The 22,215-nt window shown below is 45.7% G+C and carries 24 protein-coding genes and 1 tRNA gene; 13 read left to right on the top strand and 12 right to left on the bottom strand.

The features are described 5' to 3' along the window. The first annotated feature begins 225 nt into the window (after window positions 1–225). The 4 genes from thrS to rplT all read left to right on the top strand — a co-directional run bounded on the left by thrS (window position 226) and on the right by rplT (window position 3,440). Entirely contained in the window at window positions 226–2,166 is a 1,941-nt protein-coding gene (thrS, locus tag FOT42_RS15725; protein ID WP_151891471.1) for a threonine--tRNA ligase, read from the top strand. Between the two features lie 37 nt (window positions 2,167–2,203). Next, entirely contained in the window at window positions 2,204–2,755 is a 552-nt protein-coding gene (infC, locus tag FOT42_RS15720) for a translation initiation factor IF-3 (RefSeq protein ID WP_262884016.1), read from the top strand. A 51-nt stretch (window positions 2,756–2,806) separates the two neighbouring features. Continuing rightward, a complete protein-coding gene (gene rpmI, locus FOT42_RS15715) occupies window positions 2,807–3,004 on the top strand; it encodes a 50S ribosomal protein L35 (protein ID WP_151891469.1) in 198 nt (65 codons plus the stop codon). 91 nt (window positions 3,005–3,095) lie between these two features. Continuing rightward, window positions 3,096–3,440, top strand: a complete 345-nt coding sequence (gene rplT, locus FOT42_RS15710) for a 50S ribosomal protein L20 (RefSeq protein WP_072879911.1) — start codon at window positions 3,096–3,098, stop codon at window positions 3,438–3,440. Between the two features lie 171 nt (window positions 3,441–3,611). On the opposite strand, the gene FOT42_RS15705 is transcribed toward rplT, so the two are convergent. Next, window positions 3,612–4,034, bottom strand: a complete 423-nt coding sequence (locus FOT42_RS15705; RefSeq protein WP_151891468.1) for a secondary thiamine-phosphate synthase enzyme YjbQ — start codon at window positions 4,032–4,034, stop codon at window positions 3,612–3,614. A gap of 100 nt (window positions 4,035–4,134) precedes the next feature. Here FOT42_RS15705 and FOT42_RS15700 point away from each other — a divergent pair, with 100 nt between their 5' ends. Beyond that, a complete protein-coding gene (locus tag FOT42_RS15700) occupies window positions 4,135–4,926 on the top strand; it encodes an HAD family hydrolase (RefSeq protein WP_151891467.1) in 792 nt (263 codons plus the stop codon). Between the two features lie 81 nt (window positions 4,927–5,007). Continuing rightward, window positions 5,008–5,895 carry a dienelactone hydrolase family protein gene (locus tag FOT42_RS15695; protein WP_151891466.1) on the top strand — a complete coding sequence of 296 codons (888 nt, stop codon included), beginning with the start codon at window positions 5,008–5,010 and terminating at the stop codon, window positions 5,893–5,895. Here the strand turns inward: FOT42_RS15695 and FOT42_RS15690 are convergent. From FOT42_RS15690 to tgt, 5 genes are all read right to left on the bottom strand, one after another. Beyond that, window positions 5,892–7,196, bottom strand: a complete 1,305-nt coding sequence (locus FOT42_RS15690; protein ID WP_151891474.1) for an asparagine synthetase B — start codon at window positions 7,194–7,196, stop codon at window positions 5,892–5,894. The genes FOT42_RS15695 and FOT42_RS15690 overlap by 4 nt on opposite strands. Then, on the bottom strand, window positions 7,180–8,727 hold the full coding sequence (gene dnaB, locus FOT42_RS15685; protein WP_151891465.1) for a replicative DNA helicase: 1,548 nt from the start codon (window positions 8,725–8,727) through the stop codon (window positions 7,180–7,182). Before dnaB ends, FOT42_RS15690 begins: the two co-directional genes overlap by 17 nt. A gap of 167 nt (window positions 8,728–8,894) precedes the next feature. Then, window positions 8,895–9,848, bottom strand: a complete 954-nt coding sequence (locus FOT42_RS15680; RefSeq protein WP_151891464.1) for an acetyl-CoA carboxylase carboxyltransferase subunit alpha — start codon at window positions 9,846–9,848, stop codon at window positions 8,895–8,897. A 111-nt stretch (window positions 9,849–9,959) separates the two neighbouring features. Beyond that, window positions 9,960–11,042 (bottom strand): LptF/LptG family permease, encoded by a 1,083-nt coding sequence (locus FOT42_RS15675; RefSeq protein ID WP_151891463.1) that lies wholly within the window; start codon window positions 11,040–11,042, stop codon window positions 9,960–9,962. Next, window positions 11,042–12,172 carry a tRNA guanosine(34) transglycosylase Tgt gene (tgt, locus tag FOT42_RS15670; RefSeq protein WP_151891462.1) on the bottom strand — a complete coding sequence of 377 codons (1,131 nt, stop codon included), beginning with the start codon at window positions 12,170–12,172 and terminating at the stop codon, window positions 11,042–11,044. The genes FOT42_RS15675 and tgt overlap by 1 nt, the downstream gene beginning before the upstream one ends. 157 nt (window positions 12,173–12,329) lie before the next feature. Here tgt and FOT42_RS15665 point away from each other — a divergent pair, with 157 nt between their 5' ends. The 3 genes from FOT42_RS15665 to FOT42_RS15655 are packed head-to-tail and all read left to right on the top strand — an operon-like array spanning window position 12,330 to window position 14,793. Further along, on the top strand, window positions 12,330–13,175 hold the full coding sequence (locus FOT42_RS15665) for a transketolase (protein ID WP_151891461.1): 846 nt from the start codon (window positions 12,330–12,332) through the stop codon (window positions 13,173–13,175). Window positions 13,176–13,191: 16 nt separating this feature from the next. After that, window positions 13,192–14,145 carry a transketolase family protein gene (locus FOT42_RS15660; protein ID WP_151891460.1) on the top strand — a complete coding sequence of 318 codons (954 nt, stop codon included), beginning with the start codon at window positions 13,192–13,194 and terminating at the stop codon, window positions 14,143–14,145. Between the two features lie 48 nt (window positions 14,146–14,193). Then, the gene (locus tag FOT42_RS15655) at window positions 14,194–14,793 is read left to right on the top strand and encodes an outer membrane beta-barrel protein (protein ID WP_151891459.1); all 600 of its coding nucleotides are present in this window, start codon (window positions 14,194–14,196) and stop codon (window positions 14,791–14,793) included. Between the two features lie 63 nt (window positions 14,794–14,856). Here the strand turns inward: FOT42_RS15655 and FOT42_RS15650 are convergent, their stop codons facing one another. Beyond that, complete coding sequence (locus FOT42_RS15650) at window positions 14,857–15,795, bottom strand: FKBP-type peptidyl-prolyl cis-trans isomerase (protein WP_151891458.1); 939 nt, start codon at window positions 15,793–15,795, stop codon at window positions 14,857–14,859. A gap of 78 nt (window positions 15,796–15,873) precedes the next feature. On the opposite strand from FOT42_RS15650, the gene FOT42_RS15645 reads away from it, so the two are divergent. Both FOT42_RS15645 and FOT42_RS15640 read left to right on the top strand, forming a co-directional pair. Further along, window positions 15,874–16,245, top strand: a complete 372-nt coding sequence (locus FOT42_RS15645; protein WP_151891457.1) for an RNA-binding S4 domain-containing protein — start codon at window positions 15,874–15,876, stop codon at window positions 16,243–16,245. 34 nt (window positions 16,246–16,279) lie between these two features. Next, window positions 16,280–16,777 (top strand): phosphoribosyltransferase family protein, encoded by a 498-nt coding sequence (locus FOT42_RS15640; protein ID WP_151891456.1) that lies wholly within the window; start codon window positions 16,280–16,282, stop codon window positions 16,775–16,777. On the opposite strand, the gene FOT42_RS15635 is transcribed toward FOT42_RS15640, so the two are convergent. Next, a complete protein-coding gene (locus FOT42_RS15635; RefSeq protein WP_151891455.1) occupies window positions 16,769–17,281 on the bottom strand; it encodes a shikimate kinase in 513 nt (170 codons plus the stop codon). The two genes, FOT42_RS15640 and FOT42_RS15635, sit on opposite strands and share 9 nt — an antisense overlap. Before the next feature lie 120 nt (window positions 17,282–17,401). Between FOT42_RS15635 and FOT42_RS15630 the strand changes: the two genes are divergently transcribed. Continuing rightward, window positions 17,402–17,474, top strand: a tRNA-Lys gene (locus FOT42_RS15630). Window positions 17,475–17,831: 357 nt separating this feature from the next. Beyond that, the gene (locus FOT42_RS15625; protein WP_151891454.1) at window positions 17,832–18,458 is read left to right on the top strand and encodes a carbonic anhydrase; all 627 of its coding nucleotides are present in this window, start codon (window positions 17,832–17,834) and stop codon (window positions 18,456–18,458) included. A gap of 78 nt (window positions 18,459–18,536) precedes the next feature. On the opposite strand, the gene FOT42_RS15620 is transcribed toward FOT42_RS15625, so the two are convergent. From FOT42_RS15620 to FOT42_RS15605, 4 genes are all read right to left on the bottom strand, one after another. Further along, window positions 18,537–19,784, bottom strand: a complete 1,248-nt coding sequence (locus FOT42_RS15620) for a mechanosensitive ion channel family protein (protein WP_151891473.1) — start codon at window positions 19,782–19,784, stop codon at window positions 18,537–18,539. A gap of 210 nt (window positions 19,785–19,994) precedes the next feature. Continuing rightward, window positions 19,995–20,372 (bottom strand): hypothetical protein, encoded by a 378-nt coding sequence (locus tag FOT42_RS15615; protein WP_151891453.1) that lies wholly within the window; start codon window positions 20,370–20,372, stop codon window positions 19,995–19,997. After that, on the bottom strand, window positions 20,369–20,788 hold the full coding sequence (locus tag FOT42_RS15610) for a GreA/GreB family elongation factor (protein ID WP_151891452.1): 420 nt from the start codon (window positions 20,786–20,788) through the stop codon (window positions 20,369–20,371). Before FOT42_RS15610 ends, FOT42_RS15615 begins: the two co-directional genes overlap by 4 nt. A gap of 9 nt (window positions 20,789–20,797) precedes the next feature. Then, a complete protein-coding gene (locus FOT42_RS15605; protein WP_151891451.1) occupies window positions 20,798–22,090 on the bottom strand; it encodes a Glu/Leu/Phe/Val family dehydrogenase in 1,293 nt (430 codons plus the stop codon). Between the last annotated feature and the right edge of the window lie 125 nt (window positions 22,091–22,215).

The raw sequence follows: 22,215 nt of genomic DNA, 5'->3' as shown, positions 1-22,215 counted from the left end.
CTCCACAAAATGTTTTACAGTATTTTTTTGAAAAAAACACATGTGTTTGATTTGCAGCTTGTTAAGATACGATTTTTTTTGATTTCCCCAAAAAATCCACCCAACAAAAACCTATCGAGATCCTAACCTGTTGATAGCATACAACTTAGCAAATGGAACACATACCTATTGTAAGCATCATATCAAGTTGGTATCTTTGCCACCATCCAAAAACAAGGAGCGTAGATGATCAAGATTACATTGCCTGATGGCGCGGTTAAGAAAGTTCCCGAAGGAACTACACCTATGGATATTGCAAAAAGTATCAGCGAGGGGCTGGCCCGGAATGTTATTTCGGCCCAATTCAACCATACTGTTGTGGAAACTGTGACCCCACTCACCGAGGATGGCACGCTTACTTTATACACATGGAACGACACTGAAGGCAAAAAAGCGTTTTGGCACTCCACTTCCCACGTAGTGGCACAGGCCTTGGAAGAATTGTACCCGGGTATCAAACTGACCATCGGACCGGCCATTGAAAATGGATTCTATTATGATGTTGATTTTGGGGAGCATGCCCTATCGGAAAAGGATTTTCAAAAGATAGAACAAAAGGCCCTTGAGATTGCCCGCGGCAAACATGACTATAAGATGCGAAGCGTTTCCAAAGCGGATGCACTGCAATATTATAAAGACCAAGACAATGAGTACAAGATGGAGCTTATTGAGAACCTTGAGGACGGCACCATCACCTTCTGTGACCATAGCACCTTTACCGACCTATGTCGCGGTGGGCACATTCCCAACACGGGAATCATAAAGGCCATCAAGATCCTCAGTGTTGCGGGCGCCTATTGGCGAGGGAACGAGAACAACAAGCAGTTGACCCGTGTTTATGGAATTTCCTTCCCAAAACAAAAGGACCTCACCGAATACCTGGAACTTTTGGAAGAGGCCAAGAAAAGGGACCATAGAAAATTGGGCAAGGAACTGGAACTGTTCACTTTTTCCCAGAAAGTGGGACAAGGACTTCCTTTGTGGTTACCCAAGGGCGCTGCCCTAAGGGAGCGTCTGGAGCAGTTTTTAAAGAAGGCCCAAAAGAAAGCGGGCTACGAAATGGTGGTGACCCCACATATCGGCCAAAAGGAACTTTATGTGACTTCCGGACATTATGCCAAATATGGGGAGGACAGTTTCCAACCCATTCGCACTCCCAAAGAGGACGAAGAGTTCCTGCTGAAACCGATGAACTGCCCGCACCATTGCGAGATATACAATAGCCAGCCCTTCAGCTATAAAGACCTGCCCAAGCGTTATGCGGAGTTTGGCACTGTATATCGATATGAACAGTCCGGAGAATTACATGGTTTGACCCGTGTTAGAGGTTTTACTCAAGATGATGCCCATATTTTCTGCACCACAGAACAATTGAACGATGAGTTCAAAAATGTGATCGACCTTACCTTATATGTATTGAACTCTTTGGGCTTCAATAATTTTACGGCACAAGTATCGGTACGCGACCTGGACAATCCAGAGAAATATATAGGTAATACGGACGATTGGGAAAAAGCGGAACAGGCCATCATCAATGCAGCAGAGGAAAAAGGGCTGAATTATGTGGTGGAAAGTGGCGAGGCCGCTTTCTATGGCCCGAAGCTGGACTTTATGGTGAAGGATGCCCTTGGGAGGAACTGGCAGCTGGGCACTATTCAAGTGGACTACAACCTGCCCAAACGATTTGACCTTACCTATAAAGGAAGTGACAATGAACTCCACCGTCCCGTCATGATCCACAGGGCACCTTTTGGAAGCATGGAACGTTTTGTGGCCCTGCTATTGGAACATACCGGAGGTAACTTTCCGTTATGGCTGATCCCGATACAGGCTATTATACTGCCCGTCAGTGAGAAACACGAAAAATATGCCGAAAAAGTTTTGAATTCATTGGAAAATCACGAAATTCGCGCGCTCATTGATAAGAGGAACGAGACCGTAGGGAAAAAAATCCGTGAGACCGAACTCAAGAAAATCCCCTTCATGCTCATCGTAGGTGAACAGGAGGAAGCATCCGGAACACTTTCAGTAAGAAGGCACGGCGGCGAGGATTTGGGCAGTTTGAGCATAGATGCATTTTCCGACTTGGTAACTACTGAAATAAATAGTACCTTAAAGTCGTTCTAAAAAAATTAAGTTTAACTAAAAAGTATACGTCATAGCAATACGAAGAAGATTTAAGCCCCAACCCAGGAGGGAAAACAAGAACCCTCACAATATCAATGAAAAGATTACCGCTCCAGAAGTGAGGCTTGTTGGAGACAATGTGGAAATTGGAGTATATCCAATATCCAAAGCAAGGGAAAAGGCCAGTGAACTGGAACTGGATCTGGTGGAGATTTCACCAAATGCCAATCCGCCCGTGTGCAAGATCATAGACTACAAAAAGTTCCTCTATGAACAAAAGAAACGGGACAAGGTATTGAAGGCAAAGGCAACCAAGGTTGTCATCAAGGAAATTCGGTTTGGACCGCAAACGGACGACCATGATTATGAGTTCAAGAAGCGACATGCCGAAAAATTCCTTAAAGATGGCGCCAAACTGAAAGCCTATGTCTTTTTCAAAGGTCGTTCCATTGTCTATAAGGACCAAGGTGAAATATTGCTGTTAAAATTGGCACAAGAGCTGGAAGAATGGGGAAAGGTTGAGCAAATGCCAAAGTTGGAGGGTAAACGAATGACCATGTTCCTCGCCCCAAAAACATCGAAAAAATAAAGAGAACTGAACTTTGTTCAGCAACAATAAGCGGAGTTAAAAACTAGGAAAATGCCTAAGATGAAAACAAAATCCAGTGCCAAGAAGCGTTTCAAGCTGACAGGTTCTGGTAAAATCAAGAGAAAGCACGCTTTCAAGAGTCACATCCTGACAAAAAAATCGAAGAAGCGTAAGCTAAAGCTGACCCATTCCACGTTGGTTCACCCAGCGGATGAGAACAGCGTATTGGAACAATTGCGTTTAAAATAATTGTTCAATCGGTACATTTATTTATTAACCCTGGAGTTGGGCCAATCAAGTTCCCGTAATTGGGACGCCTGCTACAAAAAAATGAAACATTATGCCAAGATCAGTAAATTCAGTTGCTTCACGAGCTAGAAGAAAAAAAGTGATGAAGCAAGCCAAAGGTTACTTCGGAAGACGTAAAAACGTTTGGACAGTAGCCAAAAATGCGGTAGAAAAAGCAATGCTTTATGCCTACCGCGACAGAAAGACCAAAAAACGCAATTTCCGTTCCCTATGGATCACCCGTATCAATGCAGGTGCCAGATTGCACGGAATGTCTTACTCCCAATTCATGGGGAAAGTAAAATCCAACGGAATAGAACTGAACAGGAAAGTTCTTGCGGATTTGGCGATGAACCATCCAGATGCCTTCAAGGCCATCGTTGAAAGAGTAAAGTAAAGGTTAAATATAAACTTACCCCGCTTATTGAGATCCCGCCTTGTGCGGGATCTTTTATTTTTATACCTCTTTCTTTGCAAAAAAACTGGATAAATTCAACCAGAAAATCGTTCTCGACTATCTGGCCGTCCGGCAGACGAGCGCTCGAACTCACAACTTCATTGTCAATTCCTATTGTCCAAACGCAGTGATCACCAACTTTCTCCCTGAAGCATGGTTCCTGTGCTCGCAAAGATAAATCCCCTGCCAAATGCCCAAGTTCAACCGCCCATGGGTAATGGGTATCTGTACCGAAGTACCCATCAGTGATGCTTTGATATGCGCGGGCATATCGTCCGGCCCCTCATAATTGTGCACATAGTAAGGTGCATTCTCGGGCACCATTTTGTTGATATGGCTTTCAAAATCGGTCCGGACCGTGGCATCGGCATTCTCATTGATGGTCAAACTGGCCGAAGTGTGCTTGATGAATACCTGCAACATTCCCCTGTCCAACCTGCTGATTTCGGGAACGGCATCCAAAACAACATCCGTGATCAAATGAAAACCCCTGGAATAGGAGCGCAATTGTATCTCTTTCTGGTAAAAGTCCATTGCAAACAATTCTTTGCCAACGAAATTAATATAAAGTTTACCAAAAGCGGCCCTGTCGTTCCCCGAATAAAAAATACCTTTGCAGCTTAATTTCTTGAAAATGGATTTATCGCAGATCAGAATGGTGGTGACCGATATGGATGGTACCTTGTTGAACTCCAAACATGAAGTCAGCCCTCGGTTTTTTGAAATTTTTGAAGAACTCAAGAAAAAGGACATCATTTTCGTGGCCGCCAGCGGCAGGCAGTACAATAGCATGGTGGATAAATTGGAACCCATCAAAAATGACATCATTGTGATTGCTGAAAATGGGGCGCTCATCAAACAACAAGACAAAGTCCTGTTGACCACACCTATCAACAAGGAAGAAGTAGGTCGTATCCTCGACATTGTCAGCCCTCTCAAAGATGTACACCCGGTGCTCTGCGGACAATACAATGCCTATGCAAACGATGCTTCAGATGCTTTTTTGACCATGCTTCAGGAGTATTATTCCGAGTTTGATATTGTCAAGGACCAGACCGCAGTGGAAGCCGAAGTGCTCAAAATAGCCATTTATCATTTTGAAGATTCGGAAAAATACATCTATCCTACCGTAAAACAACTGGAAGACAAGCTAAAGGTCAAGGTATCCGGTGCCAATTGGGTGGATGTTTCGCACAAGAACGCACACAAGGGCTTTGCGCTTCAGAAGGTCATGGACCAGCATCAGATTGCAGCGAACCAGGTCATGGTCTTCGGGGATTACAACAACGACCTGGAAATGATGCAGCTCTCCAATTATAGCTTTGCCATGGCCAACGCCCACCCCAACGTGAAAAAAGTGGCCAAATACGAAACCGTCAGTAATAATGAATTTGGCGTGGAGCGGGTCTTGGAAAAACTTCTATAAAACTCTTCTATTTCTCTAGTCCACAATAAGTTGCTTTGGTAAAATTTGTACCTTCAATGGCATTCAACCAAAAGCAACGATATGGCTCCCTTAAAAAAAGAAGATATCAAACAAGAGGTCTTTGACCTGTACGATGATTATGCCCACAACAAGTTGGACCGGAGGGAATTTATGGAAAAACTCTCCGTGTATGCCGTAGGAGGTATCACCATGGGCTCCCTGTTGAGTTTTATGATGCCCAACTATGTGGATACCCTAGTGGTCCCGCCCAACGATCCAAGACTTGATTCCGAATTTATCACCTACAATTCACCTAAAGGTGGCGGCGAGATCCGTGGATTGCTTTCCAAACCCAAAGATGCCACCAGCAAACTGGGCGGTATTGTGGTGGTACATGAAAACCGCGGCCTCAATCCATACATCGAGGATGTGGGACGAAGAGCCGCCTTGGCCGGGTTCATTTCCTTGGCCCCGGATGCACTGACACCCCTTGGCGGATATCCCGGTAATGATGACGAAGGAAGGACATTGCAACGCCAACGGGACCGTAACGAAATGTTGGAAGACTTCATCGCTGCCTTCGATTTCCTCAAAAACCACAAAGATTGCAATGGAAAAGTAGGTGTGGTCGGTTTCTGTTTTGGTGGATGGATTTCCAATATGATGGCCGTAAAAGTTCCAGGTCTGGCTGCTGCCGTTCCATTTTATGGAGGCCAGCCCGCCGATGATGAAGTGGCGCAGATCAACGCCCCATTATTGATCCATTATGCGGGATTGGATGAACGGGTGAATGCTGGATGGCCTAATTATGAAGCCAAGCTCCAAGAACTGGACAAAGAATATGAGGCCCATTTTTATCCTGAAGTGAACCACGGGTTCCACAACAATACGACCCCCCGTTTTGACCAAGCTGCCGCAGATCTTGCTTGGGAACGCACCATTGCCTTTTTCAAGGAAAAATTGACCTAGGTCTTCTGTTTTTTCTTGCGGGCCGCAGGGAAGAGCACATTGTTCAAGATCAAGCGGTAACCCGGTGAAGTGGGGTGCAATTCCAGTTCCGTTTTGGGGTCACCCACCCTATGCTGGTAATCTTCCGGGTCGTGGCCCCCATAAAAGGTAAAAAAACCTTTTCCTTTGATGCCATGGATGTATCGGGCCTCTCCATTGATTTTATTTTCGCCCAGCACCATCACGGTGGGCTTTATCTCATTTCTCGTAAAAGCCGTGGTCTGCCCCATAAAGCCTTTCACCAAACTGGTATGGTTCTGTGTCAACATGGTGGGCACGGGATCCCATTTGGCCGAAAACTCCATCAAAGAAAAATAGTCGGACTCCTTAGGCACATTCCCCCGTTTGTTGGTCATGTCGATGGATGAAAACTCATACTTCAAAGGGTTCCGCTCCAAAATGAAATTGGTAAAGGCAAAGGTGTTGCCATAATCCAACTTCGCCTGATAGTTGGCGTCCGAAGGATCACCATCGAACATGGGCTCACAGATATCCACATTTTCCGCCGCCAAGGCGATATCAAAACTATCAGTAGCGGAACACATGGCGAACATGAACCCACCACCGATCACGTAGTTCCGTATTTTGAGGGCCACTGCCAATTTCTCATCGGAAACTTTTGCATAGCCCAATTCCCACGCCAATTCCTCGGCCTGTTCCTTGGCTTCAATATACCACGGGACCGATCTATACACCCCATAGAACCTTCCGTATTGCCCGGTAAAATCCTCATGGTGCAAATGCAACCAATCGTAAAGTGCCAATTTATCGCCTAACACCTCTTCGTCATAGATGGTCACATAGGGAATCTCGGCATAGGTGAGCACCATGGTCACCGCATCATCCCACGGCTGGTTTTCCTTTGGGGAATACACGGCAATTTTGGGAGCCTTTTCCAGAACAACAGCATCTTGGTTTTGGGACGGACTGCTGATCTCGTCCAAGATCTGTTCGGCCTGTCCGTCGGTAAGTATTTCAAAAGAAACCCCACGGATTTGACATTCCTTTCGAATGGCATCCCCATCGGGCAATAAGAAAGAGCCTCCACGGTAGTTGAGCAACCATTGCACCTTTTGCTGTTTGGAAAGCACCCAATAGGTGATCCCGTAAGCCTTCAAATGGTTTTCCTGACCTTCGGCGTCCATAGGAATAAGGATGACCGATGCGAAAGACTGTACTGAAAATAAGAGAAAAAGAAAAAGAATACCTCTCGACTGCGCTCGAGGTGACAGAAAAGTAGTTTTTTTAAAACGGTACGTCATTGTCATCTGGGTCATCGTCACTGTTCATTGCGCTGCCAAAAGCTTCGTCCGCACTTGGGAATTTTGGCGTTGCAAAGGGATTTTCCTCATCCGCATTCATCTTCGATTGGAATTCGAACGGGGAATCAAAGTCATCCAAGTTATCAAATTTACCCAGAGCACCCACAAATTTTAACCTAATATTATCCAGACCACCATTACGGTGCTTGGCCACAATGAACTCGGCCTGACCTTGGGTGGGGGTGCGCTCCTCATCGTCCCATTCGTCAATTTTATAGTATTCGGGCCTGTAGATGAACGATACGATATCCGCATCCTGCTCAATGGCCCCGGATTCCCTCAAATCTGAAAGAATGGGCCTCTTACTGCCCCCACGGGTCTCCACCGCCCTTGAAAGCTGCGACAGTGCGATGACCGGTACATCCAATTCCTTGGCCAGTGCCTTCAGGTTTCGGGAAATGGTGGAAATCTCCTGTTCACGGTTCCCCCCTTTTTGGCTTCCCCCGGCCGTCATCAATTGCAAATAGTCAATGATGATCAGCTTGATCTTATGTTGGGAGGCCAATCGGCGTGCCTTGGCACGAAGGTCAAAAATGGAAAGCGATGGGGTATCATCAATGAACAAAGGTGCTTTTTCCAAAGCCTTTACCTTGACGTTCAATTGTTCCCATTCGTGCTTTTCCAGCTTTCCAGTCCTCAATTTTTCTGAAGAAAGTCCGGTTTCCGAAGAAATCAAACGTGTGATCAACTGTACTGATGACATCTCCAAGGAGAAAAAAGCGACCCCATTCCCTGAATTTACGGCAATGTTCCTTGCCATGGACAAAGTCAGGGCCGTTTTACCCATACCCGGTCTTGCTGCTACAATGATCAAATCACTGGGCTGCCAACCAGAAGTGAGTTTATCCAGCTTGTCAAAACCGGATGGAATTCCGCTCAGACCTTCCTTATTGGAGATTTCCTCGATTTTCTTTTTGGCCTGGATCACCAGATTCTGGGCCGTTTCCGCAGAGCGTTTCAGGTTTCCTTGGGTAACCTCGTACAATTTGGCCTCGGCATTGTCCAGAAGGTCAAACACGTCGGTGGAGTCACTGTATGCCTCTTCAATGATCTCACTGGAAATCTTGATGAGGCTCCTTTGGATATACTTTTGAAGGATGATCCTGGCATGGAACTCGATATGCGCCGAAGAAGCTACTTTTTGGGTAAGTTTGATCAAGTAAAAATCGCCTCCCACGGCTTCCAATCTGCCTTCTTTCTTTAATTGCGCAGAAACGGTTAATAAATCCACGGGCTCCGAGGATTCAAACAATTTGAAAATGGCCTCGTAGATGTATTTATGGGCATCTTTATAGAAAACGTCGGGATGCAGAATGTCGATGACCTCATCCACCCCTTTCTTGTCAATCATCATTGCTCCCAGTACAACTTCCTCTAAATCAACTGATTGAGGTGGTATCTTCCCCTTTTCAAGACTAATCAGGGTAGATTTGTCCACTCGATGTGCTATGATGGGGCTAGGTTTTTCCATAAATGCGAAAGTAGCTAATTAACCTTTACTTAACTTTGATTCTGATGAATGCGATGTCCACAGGTACTCAACATTCCAACTGTTGATAACTTTCAATACCTGTTGATAACATAAAAAAAAACGAGGATAAAACCTAATAAAAAAAGTTAGCCTCTGAAAAACAAGAATTACTCGCTGAAAACACCCATGGAAGCATATTTTTCCATGCGGGTTTTTACCAGGTCTTTTGGTGATAACTTTTTGAGCTCTTCGTAATGGGAAGAAATTTTGTTCTTGACCGTTTCAAAGGTTTTCTCTCTATTGGCGTGTGCGCCTCCAAGGGGTTCCTTCACGATCTCGTCCACCAACTTTTGTTTTTTCATGTCGGCAGCGGTCAATTTCAGTGCTTCGGCAGCCTGTTCCTTGTACTCCCAGCTTCTCCAAAGAATGGAAGAGCAGGATTCTGGGGAAATCACGGAGTACCATGTGTTCTCCAACATGAGTACCTTATCGCCCACACCAATGCCCAATGCACCTCCAGAGGCTCCTTCACCAATGATGATGACGATGATCGGCACTTTCAGGCGGGTCATTTCCAAAATATTCCGTGCAATGGCCTCTCCCTGTCCACGTTCTTCGGCCTCGATGCCGGGGTATGCCCCAGGGGTATCTATAAAGCACACCACGGGAATGCCAAATTTTTCTGCGGATTTCATCAACCGAAGGGCCTTGCGGTAACCTTCGGGGTTGGCCATACCAAAGTTTCGGTATTGTCTTGTCTTGGTATTATATCCTTTTTGCTGGCCGATGAACATGTAGCTTTGGTCCCCGATCTTACCAAGGCCGCCTATCATGGCCTTGTCGTCCTTCACATTCCTATCACCATGTAGTTCCAGAAAAGTATCTCCACAAATGGCCCTAATGTAATCCATGGTGTATGGCCTATTGGGGTGTCTTGAAAGCTGGACACGTTGCCAAGCGGTCAGGTTCTTGTATATCTCCTTGCGGGTCTCTTCCAGTTTTTTCTCGATCTGCGAACAGGTTTCTGTGACATCTACTTCACTCTCTTCCCCTATTACCATACATTTTTGAAGTTGGTCTTCAAGTTCCTTTATGGGAAGTTCAAATTCTAGATATTCCATGGAAAGTCGTTGTTTTCAATAAAAATAATGGGGACAAATATAAAACTTTATAGATTACCCGTGCCAATTCTCCAATGCTTTTAACGCCAAGCACATAAGCTATTTTGACCATCATCGTTTGGCCTTCATCAGCATGTAAACCGCAAAGACACCAAAAATAAGGTTGGGGATGAGCACTGCCAACAGCGGTGAAAATCCAGACTGTTCGGCCAGCGTGCCAAAGACTTTGTCAAAGAAAATATACACAAAGGCCACCCCTATCCCAAAGGCCAGATTGAGGCCCATGCCCCCTCTTCTTTTCACGGAGGAAACGGCAACGGCTATCACCGTGAGGATAAAGGCCGCAATGGGCAGTGCCCAACGCTTATACTTTACCAGCACGTAGGCATTGATATTGGATGCACCCTTTCTTCGTTGGTCATCGATAAAATCATTGAGTTCAAAAAGGTTTTTGGTCTCCGCCACATAAGAAACCGGCGTGAGGTCGTCTATCTCAAATGCAAAAATGGTATCCAGCCTGCTCTTGGTCTGGATGAGTTCCACCCCGTTCCTTACCTTTCGGTTCACATAATTGGTGAGCCTGTAGACGCTATCGGTGTCCACCCATCGGATGTTGCTGGCGGAAATCTTATAATCCAACTGTTGGATGGAATCAAAATGTTCGTAAGTGAAGTTATACCCTATTTTACGGTTGGGGTCAAAACTGCTGACATAGATATAATCGCTCTCGTTCAACTGGTTGAAAATGTTTTCCGTGACCCGATCGTTCCGTCCCTTCTTGAAATATTTGTATTCAAATTCATTGAAACCGATACTGGCATGGGGCACAATGAACATCCCCATCATAAAGATCAGGATGGCCACCAGTGTGGCACCTATAAAATAAGGTCTCAAAAAACGCCAATAGGACACCCCTGAACTCAAAATGGCCACGATCTCCGTATTACTGGCCAATTTTGAAGTAAAGAATATAATGGAAAGGAAAAGAAAAATGGGGAGTAACAGGTTTCCGATCACCAAGGTAAAGTTCCCATAAAAGACAATGACCTCGGACAAAGGGGCCTCGTTGTCTATGATCTTACCGATCTTCTCCGCTAAGTTTGCCATGATACCAATGGGCACAAAAAGCAGGAGCATGCCCATAAAGGTGATCAAATAGCGCTTTAATATGTACCTATCAAGTATGGTAAGCATTACAGTCTCTTGTCCATTTGTTGTACCATCTTGGTTTTCCACTCCTGGAAATCCCCTGCTAAAATACGTTCTCTTGCCGTACGCACCAACCACAGATAAAATCCAAGGTTGTGAATGGTGGCTATCTGTTTGCCCAAATATTCATTGGCCGCGAACAAGTGTCTTAGGTAGGCCTTGGAATATTCGGTGTCCACATAGGTGATCCCCATTTCATCCAAGGGTGAAAAATCGTTTTCCCACTTTTTGTTCTTGATGTTGATGGTACCGTGCGCCGTGAACAACATCCCGTTCCTTGCATTTCGAGTGGGCATCACACAATCGAACATATCCACTCCCAAAGCTATGTTCTCCAATATATTGATGGGCGTTCCCACACCCATAAGGTATCTTGGTTTGTCTTCTGGCAAAATATCGCATACCAATTCTGCCATTTCGTACATTTCCTCTGCTGGTTCCCCTACGGACAGTCCGCCAATGGCATTGCCCTCAGCGCCCACCGAAGCGATATATTCTGCGGATTGTTTTCGTAAATCCTTATAGGTGGACCCTTGTACTATGGGGAAAAAACTTTGGGAATACCCATATTTGAACGGCAACTTTTCCAGATGCGAGATACAGCGGTCCAGCCATCTGTGGGTAAGGTGCATGGAACGCTTGGCATATTGGTAGTCACAAGGATAAGGTGTACATTCGTCAAAGGCCATGATGATGTCCGCACCTATGGTGCGCTGGATCTCCATGACATTTTCTGGGGTGAAAAAGTGGTTGGAACCATCGATATGGGATTTGAACTTGACCCCTTCCTCTTTGATTTTCCTGTTGCCGGAAAGGGAATACACTTGGTAGCCCCCGCTATCGGTCAGGATATTCCGGTCCCATCCCATGAACTTGTGCAGACCCCCGGCCTCTTCCAAGATTCCGGTCCCTGGCCGCAGGTATAAATGATAGGTATTCCCCAAAATGATGTCCGGATTGATATCGTCCCGCAGTTCCCGTTGGTGCACCCCTTTTACCGAGGCCACTGTGCCCACCGGCATAAAAATGGGGGTCTGAATGGTGCCGTGGTCAGTGGTGATCTCCCCTGCCCTTGCCTTGCTTTTACTGTCCTTCTGTAGTAAGGTAAACTTCAAACGGTTATCTTTTAAGACCGCAAATATAGCCAACTCCTTTCCGCAATCCCTTAACAAAAAAATAAAGTTTGCAGGGCGGCACTTTTTGTGAAATAATTCTTTTACACTTGTTTAGCCGAAGGAATGCGGTTATTTTTGATATCCTAAAACAAACACAATGCCGAATACTGAAGAATTGCAAGACCTGGTGGTTCAGGTCAGGAGGGACATTTTGCGAATGGTCCACAAAGTGAATTCCGGGCATCCCGGGGGATCTTTGGGCTGTACCGAATTTTTTGTGGCCCTCTACAACGAGATCATGGATCTAAAGGAAGGATTTGATATGGATGGCAAGGGAGAAGATCTTTTCTTCCTTTCCAACGGACACATCTCGCCTGTATTTTACAGCGTTCTGGCCCGAAGGGGCTATTTTCCAATTGAGGAACTGGGCACTTTTAGGTTGATCAATTCCAGATTGCAAGGACACCCGACCACCCATGAAGGATTGCCCGGCGTGCGTGTTGCATCAGGATCTTTGGGACAGGGCATGTCCGTTGCCATTGGGGCGGCATTGGCCAAAAAATTGAACGGCGACGATCATTTGGTCTTCAGTCTTCATGGAGATGGGGAACTGCAGGAAGGTCAAAATTGGGAAGCCATCATGTATGCCGCAGGAAACAAGGTGGACAACCTCATCGCCACAGTGGATAGAAACGGACAGCAAATTGATGGGGCTACGGAAAATGTACTTCCGTTGGGCGATGTCGGTGAAAAGTTCAGGGCCTTTGGATGGGATGTGATGCACATAGAAAACGGCAACGATCTAGATCAGGTCATAGCTGGGCTAAAAGAGGCCAAAAGCAGGACCGGAAAAGGAAAACCTGTTTGTATCGTGATGACCACGGAAATGGGCAACGGAGTGGACTTTATGATGCACACCCATGCATGGCACGGCAAAGCGCCAAACGACGAGCAATTGGCCAACGCATTGGCACAAAACCCCGAAACCTTAGGCGATTATTAATTCAGAAAAAGATACGATGACCAAATATACAGATCAAGGAAAACAGGACACCCGTAGCGGATTTGGCGCGGGAATGACAGAGCTGGGCAGGACCAACCCCAATGTGGTGGCCCTTTGTGCAGATTTAGTGGGATCATTGAAGATTGAGACCTTCATCGAGGAAAACCCCGAACGTTTCTTCCAAGTTGGGATTGCCGAGGCCAACATGATGGGCATTGCGGCCGGCCTTACCATTGGGGGAAAGATTCCATTTGCCTCTTCCTTTGCCAATTTTGCCACAGGAAGGGTCTATGATCAGATCCGCCAATCCATCGCCTATTCGGACAAGAATGTAAAAATCTGTGCTTCGCATGCCGGACTCACTTTAGGAGAGGACGGGGCCACGCACCAGATCTTGGAAGATATCGGCCTGATGAAAATGTTACCGGGCATGACTGTCATCAATCCATGTGACTTTAACCAGACCAAGGCTGCCACATTGGCCATTGCCGAGCACCATGGCCCGGTCTATCTTCGATTTGGAAGACCAAAAGTGGCCAACTTCACCCCTGTCGACCAAAAGTTCGAGATCGGGAAGGCCCTTATGCTGAACGAGGGAACCGATGTGACCATCATTGCCACCGGGCATTTGGTATGGGAAGCCCTTTTGGCTGCAGAGAGTCTCGAAAACCAAGGTATTTCTGCGGAAGTGATCAACATACACACCATCAAACCATTGGACGAAAAAGCTATTTTGGACTCCGCGAAGAAGACAGGATGTGTGGTGACCGCAGAGGAACACAATTATTTGGGTGGACTTGGAGAGAGTGTTGCCCGCACGTTGGCTTCGCATCATCCTACCCCTCAGGAATTTGTGGCCACACAGGATACTTTTGGCGAAAGTGGAACACCGGAACAACTGATGGAGAAGTACGGTCTCAACAATAAAGCCATCGAAAAAGCCGTTTTAAGGGTGTTGAAACGTAAATAGTTTCAGATACCTCCTTTTGGGGTATCTCAACCTTTTAAAATGACACTTATGAAAAAAACACTTCTAGTAGCAGTATTTGCCCTTATCGGGTCTGCTGCAATGGCCCAGAGTGGCTCAGGATTCGGTATCAAGGCCGGATTATCGTACAACAAGAACGGAGATTTGATCAGTTCCGTAGCCGAAGGCGGGCAGGACATTGTGGAAGGTGCCGAGGGCAAAGCGGGTTACCACTTTGGTTTTTGGGGAAAGTTGGATTTTCCTAAAATCTACCTGAGACCCGAACTGGTATATTCCAAGACCAAGAGCTCCTACGATGTAGAGGGTAGCTCACAGGATTATGACATCTCCAAATTGGATTTGCCCGTGCTTTTGGGCTATAAATTGATAGGTCCATTGCATGTTTTTGCTGGTCCCGCTTTCCAATATACCTTGAAAAATGACCTTGAAGGTCTTGAAGTCGAGGATGTGAAGAACGACTTTACCGTGGGACTGAATGCAGGTGTCGGGGTGAATCTTGGAAAACTTGGACTGGATGTTCGTTACGAGCGCGGTTTCTCCAAAAATGAGGCCGAGATCATCGATATTCCAGATGGCAGGGTAGATTCCAGGCCTTCGCAGGTCATCTTTGCCCTCTCCTTGAAACTGTAAAACTTGTTTCTTGAAAAGCATAAAAAAATCCCGCTCATGTGAGCGGGATTTTTTTATGTCTTATTATTTGGTATCCGGATCCAAGAAATCTGGCACTCCGTCTTTATCGGCATCAGGATAGGGAAGTATGATGACACCATTGTCATCGGTTATCTCCCTTCGGGTTAGAACACCATCTCCATCATCATCAATGTCTCTGAAATTGGGGAGGCCATCCTCATCGGTATCATCATCGAACATGAAACCGTTTCCGTTCAAATCCTCCTCAATAGAAGGAACCCCGTCATTATCACTATCGGTATCCTCCACATACAAGCCCAATTCAACCTTGAACAACAGAACGGAATATAAGGGAATCAATGTGCGTGAACTATTGAAATATCCCAGACCAGAAGGTATGATCAAAATACCTTTTCCACTATTGGCAATGGAATAGGTACCATCAGCATTCTCAATCACCTGATCGGGGGTTCCTGATTTCAACTGGGCAATACCATTGGCAAATCCCCTGACCGAACTGGGCAATTCAAACCATACGTAATCTTGACTTTCATCAAATATCGTCCCATTCAATAATGACCCTTGGTACTTGATCAAAGTGGAATCAGCATAAGTTGGGCTCCGCTCCGCTCCTCCTTCCTGAACCTCTATGTAGTACAACTTGTGCGGCACATTCTCTTCTCCCGCACTAAGGCTTAGCTGACTCGATGAAAGATTGATAGTGACCGATTGGGCAAACTCCATCATCGGTGTCTTGTCTGCATTTTCCCCTGCTATGGTGTCGATCATGATCCTGTAATCAAAACCTTCAGGTTGGTTATCAAAGTCTTCGTAATTGTAAAAGTGGGTGTTCAAGAATTCCACAATCTCGGCGTCGTCCTCCGGTGATACCTCGCTCAACAACTTGGGTGGCACTTCTGTGATACCTGAGCCATTATCGTCATTTTTACAAGAAAAAAGTGCTAAAGCGAAAACCAAAGAAACAATAGTTCCGTACCTCATCAAGTTTGTCATTTAGCTGCGCAAGATACAATTTTCAATTATTTTTGTTCCGTCCATTAACAAACATTTGCAAAGACCATGCGCATAGACAAGTACCTTTGGTGCACCAGATACTACAAAACCCGTAACCTTGCCTCCACCGCGGTGAAAAAAGGGCAGATCAAAGTGAACGGCACTGTGGTGAAACCTTCCCGGGAGGTGTATCCCATGGACCAAATTGTTCTGAGAAAGGACCAAATCGACTACAACCTCACCGTTCTGGACATTCCGGAGAGCCGTGTAGGGGCAAAATTGGTGGACATCTACCGCAAGGACACCACCCCTAAAGAGGCTTTTGAGCATAACGAACTGCTGCAGTTTGCCAAGACCCATTACAGGAAAAAGGGGCTGGGCCGGCCCACCAAAAAGGACCGAAGGGACATGGACGATTATTTGGACGAATCTGAATGATCTGTTTCATATCTTTGGTACAACAATCAACGACATGAAAAACCGCATTCTTACCCACGAACAAATCCAACACATCGTTAAGCGCATTGCCTATCAGATCTATGAGACCAATGTGGACGAAAAAATGATCGTGGTGGCCGGGATCAATGGCGGTGGGGTCAATTTTGCCAAGAAAATTGTGGCCATGTTGAAAAAGATCACTGATGCGGAGATTGTATTGTGCAAAATGGACATGGACAAGAAAGACCCCTTGAAAAGTGGAGTGTCCACTTCCATTTCAGAAGACACCTACACGGACAAATCCATTGTTTTGGTGGACGATGTGCTGAACTCGGGGACCACCCTGATCTATGGTACGCACCATTTTCTCAAAACCCCTATAAAACAGTTGAAAACTGCGGTCCTGGTCAACAGGAACCATAAAAAATACCCCATTAAGGCCGATTTTAAGGGCATTTCCCTATCCACATCGCTCAATGAACACATCAAAGTGGTGTTCGAGACCAAAAACGATGCGGTGTACCTAGAGTAACTCCCCTATTTCCTTTACCACGGTCTCCACATCCTTTCGGCTACAATCCAATACATGGGTCGCGAGGGAATAGTAAGGTATGCGTTCAAAAAGGTGTTTTCCTATGAATTCGGGCAGATCGGCATCGGCTATATTCCTTACCAGAGGCCTTTGTTCTTTTTCCTTTGATATCCTGTCCACCAGTTCGGGAATGGGCAATTGGAGGTATATGGAATGGTCGGCTTTTTCCAAGATGGTCTGCATGTTGTTCCCGTAGCAAGGGGTTCCCCCGCCGGTCGAAAGCACAATGGATGGATTTTCATCCAAGACCTTGGACAGCATTTCATGCTCCAATTTTCTGAAATAGATCTCGCCTTTCTCCAAAAAAATGGTCTTGATGGATTTTTTTTCGTGTGCTTCTATAAAATCGTCCAAATCGATGAAGCCTGTACCTAATTGTCTGGCCAACAACTTCCCAACGGTTGACTTTCCGCTTGCCATATATCCCATCAAAACTATTTTCATTTGCTGTAATCGTTTGCGTTTTCAAAAAAACACAAATTTATCATTAATTCACCTTTGTAAAATAGATTATTGATGTTATATTTGCACCCGCTTAGCAAAACAGCTAGGCGTTTTTAAAATGACCTGGTAGCTCAGTTGGTAGAGCATTTCACTTTTAATGAAAGGGTCCCGGGTTCGAGCCCCGGCCAGGTCACTTTTTAAGGTACCATTCAATATCAAAATCCTGTAAATCAATAAATTTACAGGATTTTGCATTTTTTACCATATCATTTAATTTGATATAATATGGTTTAAAAGAGTTCACAAATCGTCAACACTGAATGTGAACATTTACAGGATACTGATAAACATTGGACATAAGAACAAAAGTTCGAGCTCCGGCCATTAGTCACGAAAAAAACGGAAAATCTTGACAATCACAGATTGGTCAAGATTTTTTCCTTTTTAATCCATTTGGCTTGCCCTACTCCCTGTTGGCGACACGTGCTACATCCAACCTGATGTCATGGTCCAATGAAAATTACTACATTTATAAAAGTCGAAACAAACCATGAATATCAAACAAATTTTCAAGAACAATCAAAAATGGGTTCAAAGTAAACTGAACATAGACCCCAACTATTTCAAGGACCTATCGGAAGGGCAAAACCCAGACATACTTTACATCGGTTGTTCCGATAGCCGGGTAACTGCCGAAGAAATCATGGGGGTTTCGCCCGGTGAGGCTTTTGTGCACAGAAACATTGCCAACATGGTACCCAATACGGATCTGAGCGCAATGTCCGTCATCGATTATGCGGTTCTTCATTTAAAAGTGAACCATGTGGTGGTCTGTGGCCATTATTATTGTGGTGGGATCAAGGCGGCAATGCAGTCAAAAGATTTGGGGATCCTAAATCCCTGGCTGAGAAACATTAGAGACGTATACCGGACCCATAGAGTGGAACTGAACTCCATTGATGACGAAGAGCTAAAGTACAAGCGGCTTGTTGAACTCAATGTCCAGGAACAATGTATAAATGTCATCAAAACGGCAGAAGTACAGCGAGCCAACAGAGAAAGAGGGATTACGGTCCACGGTTGGGTTTTTGACATACACTCAGGCAAACTGATCGATCTGGAAATCGATTTTGACAAGATCTTGAAAAATGTCATGGAAATCTACCATCTTGATTAGTGAAAAATAAAGGCGTACAACATCGATGCATCAACAAGTAATCAGAAACAGGTCCAGAGGTACCCATATTGAAACCTGCTATTTCCTCCCATCAAGGTATACGGGCAGTTCAGATATTTCAAGTGAAAAATAGGGAAGGGCGGCCAAGAGGTGGTCAAAGATATCCGCCATCACATATTCATAGTTTTCCCAACGCTTGTCGGCGCTGAAGGCATAAATCTCCAAAGGTATCCCATGTGGGGTAGGTTCCAACTGGCGCACCATAAGGGTCATGCTCTTGTTGATTGCCGAATGTTTTTCCAGGTAATTGGTCACATATTTTCGGAACACTCCAAAATTGGTCAGGTTCCTCCCATTGACCAAAAGTTCCTTATTGGCCCCATGGTCGCGGTTATGTGCATTGATTTGCTCACTTCTTTGGGATAGGTAATCGGTGACCAATTGGATTTTTTTCAACGCTTCCACATCCTCTTGGGTCAAAAAACGGATGCTCTTTTGGCGGATGATCAATGCCCGTTTGATGCGCCTCCCACCTGAAACCTGCATACCCCTCCAGTTTTTGAAGGAATCGGATATCAGGGCATAAGTGGGAATGGTGGTGATGGTCTTGTCAAAATTCTGGACCTTCACAGTGGCCAATGTGATCTCGATCACGTCCCCATCGGCCCCATACTTTTCGAAGGTGATCCAGTCCCCTATCCGCACCATATCATTGATCGTTACCTGTATGCTTGCCACAAAGCCCAAAATGGAATCCTTGAATATGAGCAGGACCACTGCCGATGCTGCCCCCAAAGCGGTAATGAACTTCCAGATGGTGGTTTCGGTTACAATCGCAAAAACAGTGAGCAGCCCCACAATCCAGGCAAATATCATGAACACTTGCATGTAACTGGCGATGGGCTTGTCCTTGAAACGTGGCAGTGTCTTCAAATAATCTTTCGTACTCTTGAAAAACCTTCGGAACACGGCAAGTGTCTGCAACACAAAAAGTATCTTGATGATCTTCAAAGCTATGCTTCCTGCATACTCGAAGTCAACGAATACCATCGGCAGGAACTCAAACAGGAACAATAGCGGAAATATATGTGCCACGGAGCGGGGCACTCTGTGGGTCACCAAAAAGTTGTCAAAATTGTTCTTGGTCCTCCTGGCCAATCGAACCGATATGGCGCGCAACAGTTTCCAGACCAACAGGTCCAAAAGAAATGCAACGATCAGGACAATCAGCAACAGAAGTACTAGGTTAAGGTCAGAAGCCAAACCCTCGCCCATCCCTGTCCGAAGAAGGTAGTCATAAAGCAACCGTCCCAAATCCTTGTCCATACGTTCCACTTTAAAGGTAATGGCAACAAAATTACATTTTAAGCCCGCCATTTTGAAAATCATGCCCTATTTTATTTGATGTGCCAAAAAAAAAGCCAAGCCTGTTCAACACAGACTTGGCGTGCCCATTACCTTTTAAAAACCCTACATCATCGCTCCTCTGCACAATTTAAATTCATAATCCAATAAAAAGAATGGGCAATTTTTGCATCACGCCAGCAATCGCGAGAACACCTTGCACTTTAATTTCCTGTAGCTCTCCAAATGTTCCACATAGAGTTCCCGGTGCTTTTCATGATTGTCCAGGTGATAGGTGTCGCAGGCCACATCATCACACTCCCAAGCATTGCGCATGGTGCTTTCGTAGCGGTACATTATCCCTGATTTTTTCGTATTCTCGCCCTGAAGTGCCAAAAGCTCCACATGGAGCATGGAGTCGTTCAGAAAACGATCCTCCAATGCCAGCAAAAGGCCAAGTTCCTCATTGATATATTCAAGGCTCTTCGTCCAATGGCCCACCTCCACTTTGTCTTTTCTCAACATGATGCGGTCATCGGCATCATGCCCGTTAAAAAATTTTGAGGTCATATTGTCACATTAATGTTTATCGGGTTTTCCTCCTGCTCCACTTTGAATATGGTCAATTGTCGCTCCCCGGTCGGGAAGTCCCAAATCACCGTGTCCCCTTCGGCATAACCGATGACAGCGGCACCCATGGGCGCCAGTACGGATATTTTGTCGGTGGTTATGTCACTGTTCTTCGGCAACACCAATTTGAACCTTTTGTGCCATCCGTTTTCGGACCCTATGGTTATCCATGTGTTGAATCGGATCACATCCTTTGGCATATCCTCTTCATTCCGTATCTGTGCATGCTCCAACTCCCCTGCCAGTTTTATTATGGATTTTTGCTGTGTTTCATCTCCATAATAGGCCGATAGGTTCACCAATCGCTTCAGAAGGACATATTCCCCTTTTTCTATAATGAGGTTTCCGTATTTCATGACATCTGTTTATGGGAAAATTCCCCGTTGTACATAAGCATCCTCAAGGCGCTGTATGGCAATGATAAAAGCTGCCGTGCGTTTGTCAACACCTCTTTTTTTGGAAGTTTCCATTACCCTGGTGAAGGACTCCCTGAGCTTCTTTTCCAGTTTGGCCATCACTTCTTCCAATTGCCAGATCTCACCGCTCCGGTTTTGCAACCACTCAAAGTAACTTCCGATGACCCCTCCTGAATTGCACAATATATCGGGCAGGATCTCGACGCCCCTTTGCAACAATATCTCTTCGGCTTCCACATCGGTCGGCCCATTGGCCCCTTCGGCAATGAGTGCCGCCTTGATCTTGGTTGCATTCTCAACGGTAATCTGGTTTCCCAAAGCTGCAGGGACGCAGATGTCACAATCCAGGGCAAAGAACTCCCCGTTGTCCAAAGGCTCGGCTCCTGCAAAGCCAACGATGCTTCCTTTGTTCGCTTTTGAATAGGCCAGAAGATTTTCCACGGATATACCATTATCATTGTGAATGGTTCCGTAGGCATCTTGTACAGCGGTCAGTATTGCCCCTTCATTTTCCAAGAAGTAAGCTGTCCAATAGCCCACGTTTCCGAATCCTTGGACAATGAACCTCTTGCCCTTCAAGTCGATCCCATTGTGTTCCGCCCAAAATTTGATGGTAAGGAAAACACCATAGCCCGTCGCCCTGTCCCGTCCTTCCGAACCTCCTGCACCGATGGGTTTTCCCGTCACCACATGGGTATTGGTGGATCGCTCTGCCGGGGATTTGGTGGACATATAGGTATCCAAGATCCAGGCCATGGTCTGCGAGTTGGTGTTCACATCAGGTGCGGGAATATCCAGTTCAGGACCGATATTGTCCCCCAAGGCATAGGTGAACCTTCGGGTGATCCTTTCCAGTTCGGCCAAGGAATATTTGGAAGGGTCCAATTGTATCCCTCCTTTTGCCCCCCCATACGGCAGGCCTGCCAAGGAGGTCTTCCAGGTCATCCACATGGCCAATGCCCTTGCTGCATCGATATCTACCGTTGGGTGATAGCGCAATCCTCCTTTGTACGGACCCAAGGCATTGTTGTGCTGAACGCGATAACCTGTAAATATTTCCACTTCGCCATTGTCCATCCGCACTGGAAAGTGGACCAATATCTCATTGTTCGTCACTTCCAATATTTTTCGAATGTTGGAATTAAGGCCTATGATGGCCGCGGCATTGCTGAACTGTCTCATGACGTTGTCCAACATGCCCTGTTTCAACTGTACTTTTTGTTTGGGTGCTTCTGTTACCATAATTGTAGTTTAAAACCAATTGTTGAATTCCTTCTTTGTTCGGGATACATTGTTTTGTGACCTTTCAAACAAAGACTTTTTCTTATGTCCGTCCATATAGTGTATGTATTCACTGCATGAACTGA

Source organism: Flagellimonas hadalis (assembly GCF_007785775.2).
Classification (GTDB): Bacteria; Bacteroidota; Bacteroidia; order Flavobacteriales; family Flavobacteriaceae; genus Flagellimonas; species Flagellimonas hadalis.
The sequence above is the reverse complement of the archived record's forward strand: the minus strand, read 5'-3'. Positions and strand labels throughout refer to the sequence as shown.

Coding starts and splice junctions, on each gene's coding strand:
- thrS (WP_151891471.1), top strand. CDS start 226: ATGATCAAGATTACATTGCCTGATGGCGCGGTTAAGAAAGTTCCCGAA.
- rpmI (WP_151891469.1), top strand. CDS start 2,807: ATGCCTAAGATGAAAACAAAATCCAGTGCCAAGAAGCGTTTCAAGCTG.
- rplT (WP_072879911.1), top strand. CDS start 3,096: ATGCCAAGATCAGTAAATTCAGTTGCTTCACGAGCTAGAAGAAAAAAA.
- FOT42_RS15705 (WP_151891468.1), bottom strand. CDS start 4,034: ATGGACTTTTACCAGAAAGAGATACAATTGCGCTCCTATTCCAGGGGT.
- FOT42_RS15700 (WP_151891467.1), top strand. CDS start 4,135: ATGGATTTATCGCAGATCAGAATGGTGGTGACCGATATGGATGGTACC.
- FOT42_RS15695 (WP_151891466.1), top strand. CDS start 5,008: ATGGCTCCCTTAAAAAAAGAAGATATCAAACAAGAGGTCTTTGACCTG.
- FOT42_RS15690 (WP_151891474.1), bottom strand. CDS start 7,196: ATGACGTACCGTTTTAAAAAAACTACTTTTCTGTCACCTCGAGCGCAG.
- dnaB (WP_151891465.1), bottom strand. CDS start 8,727: ATGGAAAAACCTAGCCCCATCATAGCACATCGAGTGGACAAATCTACC.
- FOT42_RS15680 (WP_151891464.1), bottom strand. CDS start 9,848: ATGGAATATCTAGAATTTGAACTTCCCATAAAGGAACTTGAAGACCAA.
- FOT42_RS15675 (WP_151891463.1), bottom strand. CDS start 11,042: ATGCTTACCATACTTGATAGGTACATATTAAAGCGCTATTTGATCACC.
- FOT42_RS15665 (WP_151891461.1), top strand. CDS start 12,330: ATGCCGAATACTGAAGAATTGCAAGACCTGGTGGTTCAGGTCAGGAGG.
- FOT42_RS15660 (WP_151891460.1), top strand. CDS start 13,192: ATGACCAAATATACAGATCAAGGAAAACAGGACACCCGTAGCGGATTT.
- FOT42_RS15655 (WP_151891459.1), top strand. CDS start 14,194: ATGAAAAAAACACTTCTAGTAGCAGTATTTGCCCTTATCGGGTCTGCT.
- FOT42_RS15650 (WP_151891458.1), bottom strand. CDS start 15,795: ATGAGGTACGGAACTATTGTTTCTTTGGTTTTCGCTTTAGCACTTTTT.
- FOT42_RS15645 (WP_151891457.1), top strand. CDS start 15,874: ATGCGCATAGACAAGTACCTTTGGTGCACCAGATACTACAAAACCCGT.
- FOT42_RS15640 (WP_151891456.1), top strand. CDS start 16,280: ATGAAAAACCGCATTCTTACCCACGAACAAATCCAACACATCGTTAAG.
- FOT42_RS15635 (WP_151891455.1), bottom strand. CDS start 17,281: ATGAAAATAGTTTTGATGGGATATATGGCAAGCGGAAAGTCAACCGTT.
- FOT42_RS15625 (WP_151891454.1), top strand. CDS start 17,832: ATGAATATCAAACAAATTTTCAAGAACAATCAAAAATGGGTTCAAAGT.
- FOT42_RS15620 (WP_151891473.1), bottom strand. CDS start 19,784: ATGGACAAGGATTTGGGACGGTTGCTTTATGACTACCTTCTTCGGACA.
- FOT42_RS15615 (WP_151891453.1), bottom strand. CDS start 20,372: ATGACCTCAAAATTTTTTAACGGGCATGATGCCGATGACCGCATCATG.
- FOT42_RS15610 (WP_151891452.1), bottom strand. CDS start 20,788: ATGAAATACGGAAACCTCATTATAGAAAAAGGGGAATATGTCCTTCTG.
- FOT42_RS15605 (WP_151891451.1), bottom strand. CDS start 22,090: ATGGTAACAGAAGCACCCAAACAAAAAGTACAGTTGAAACAGGGCATG.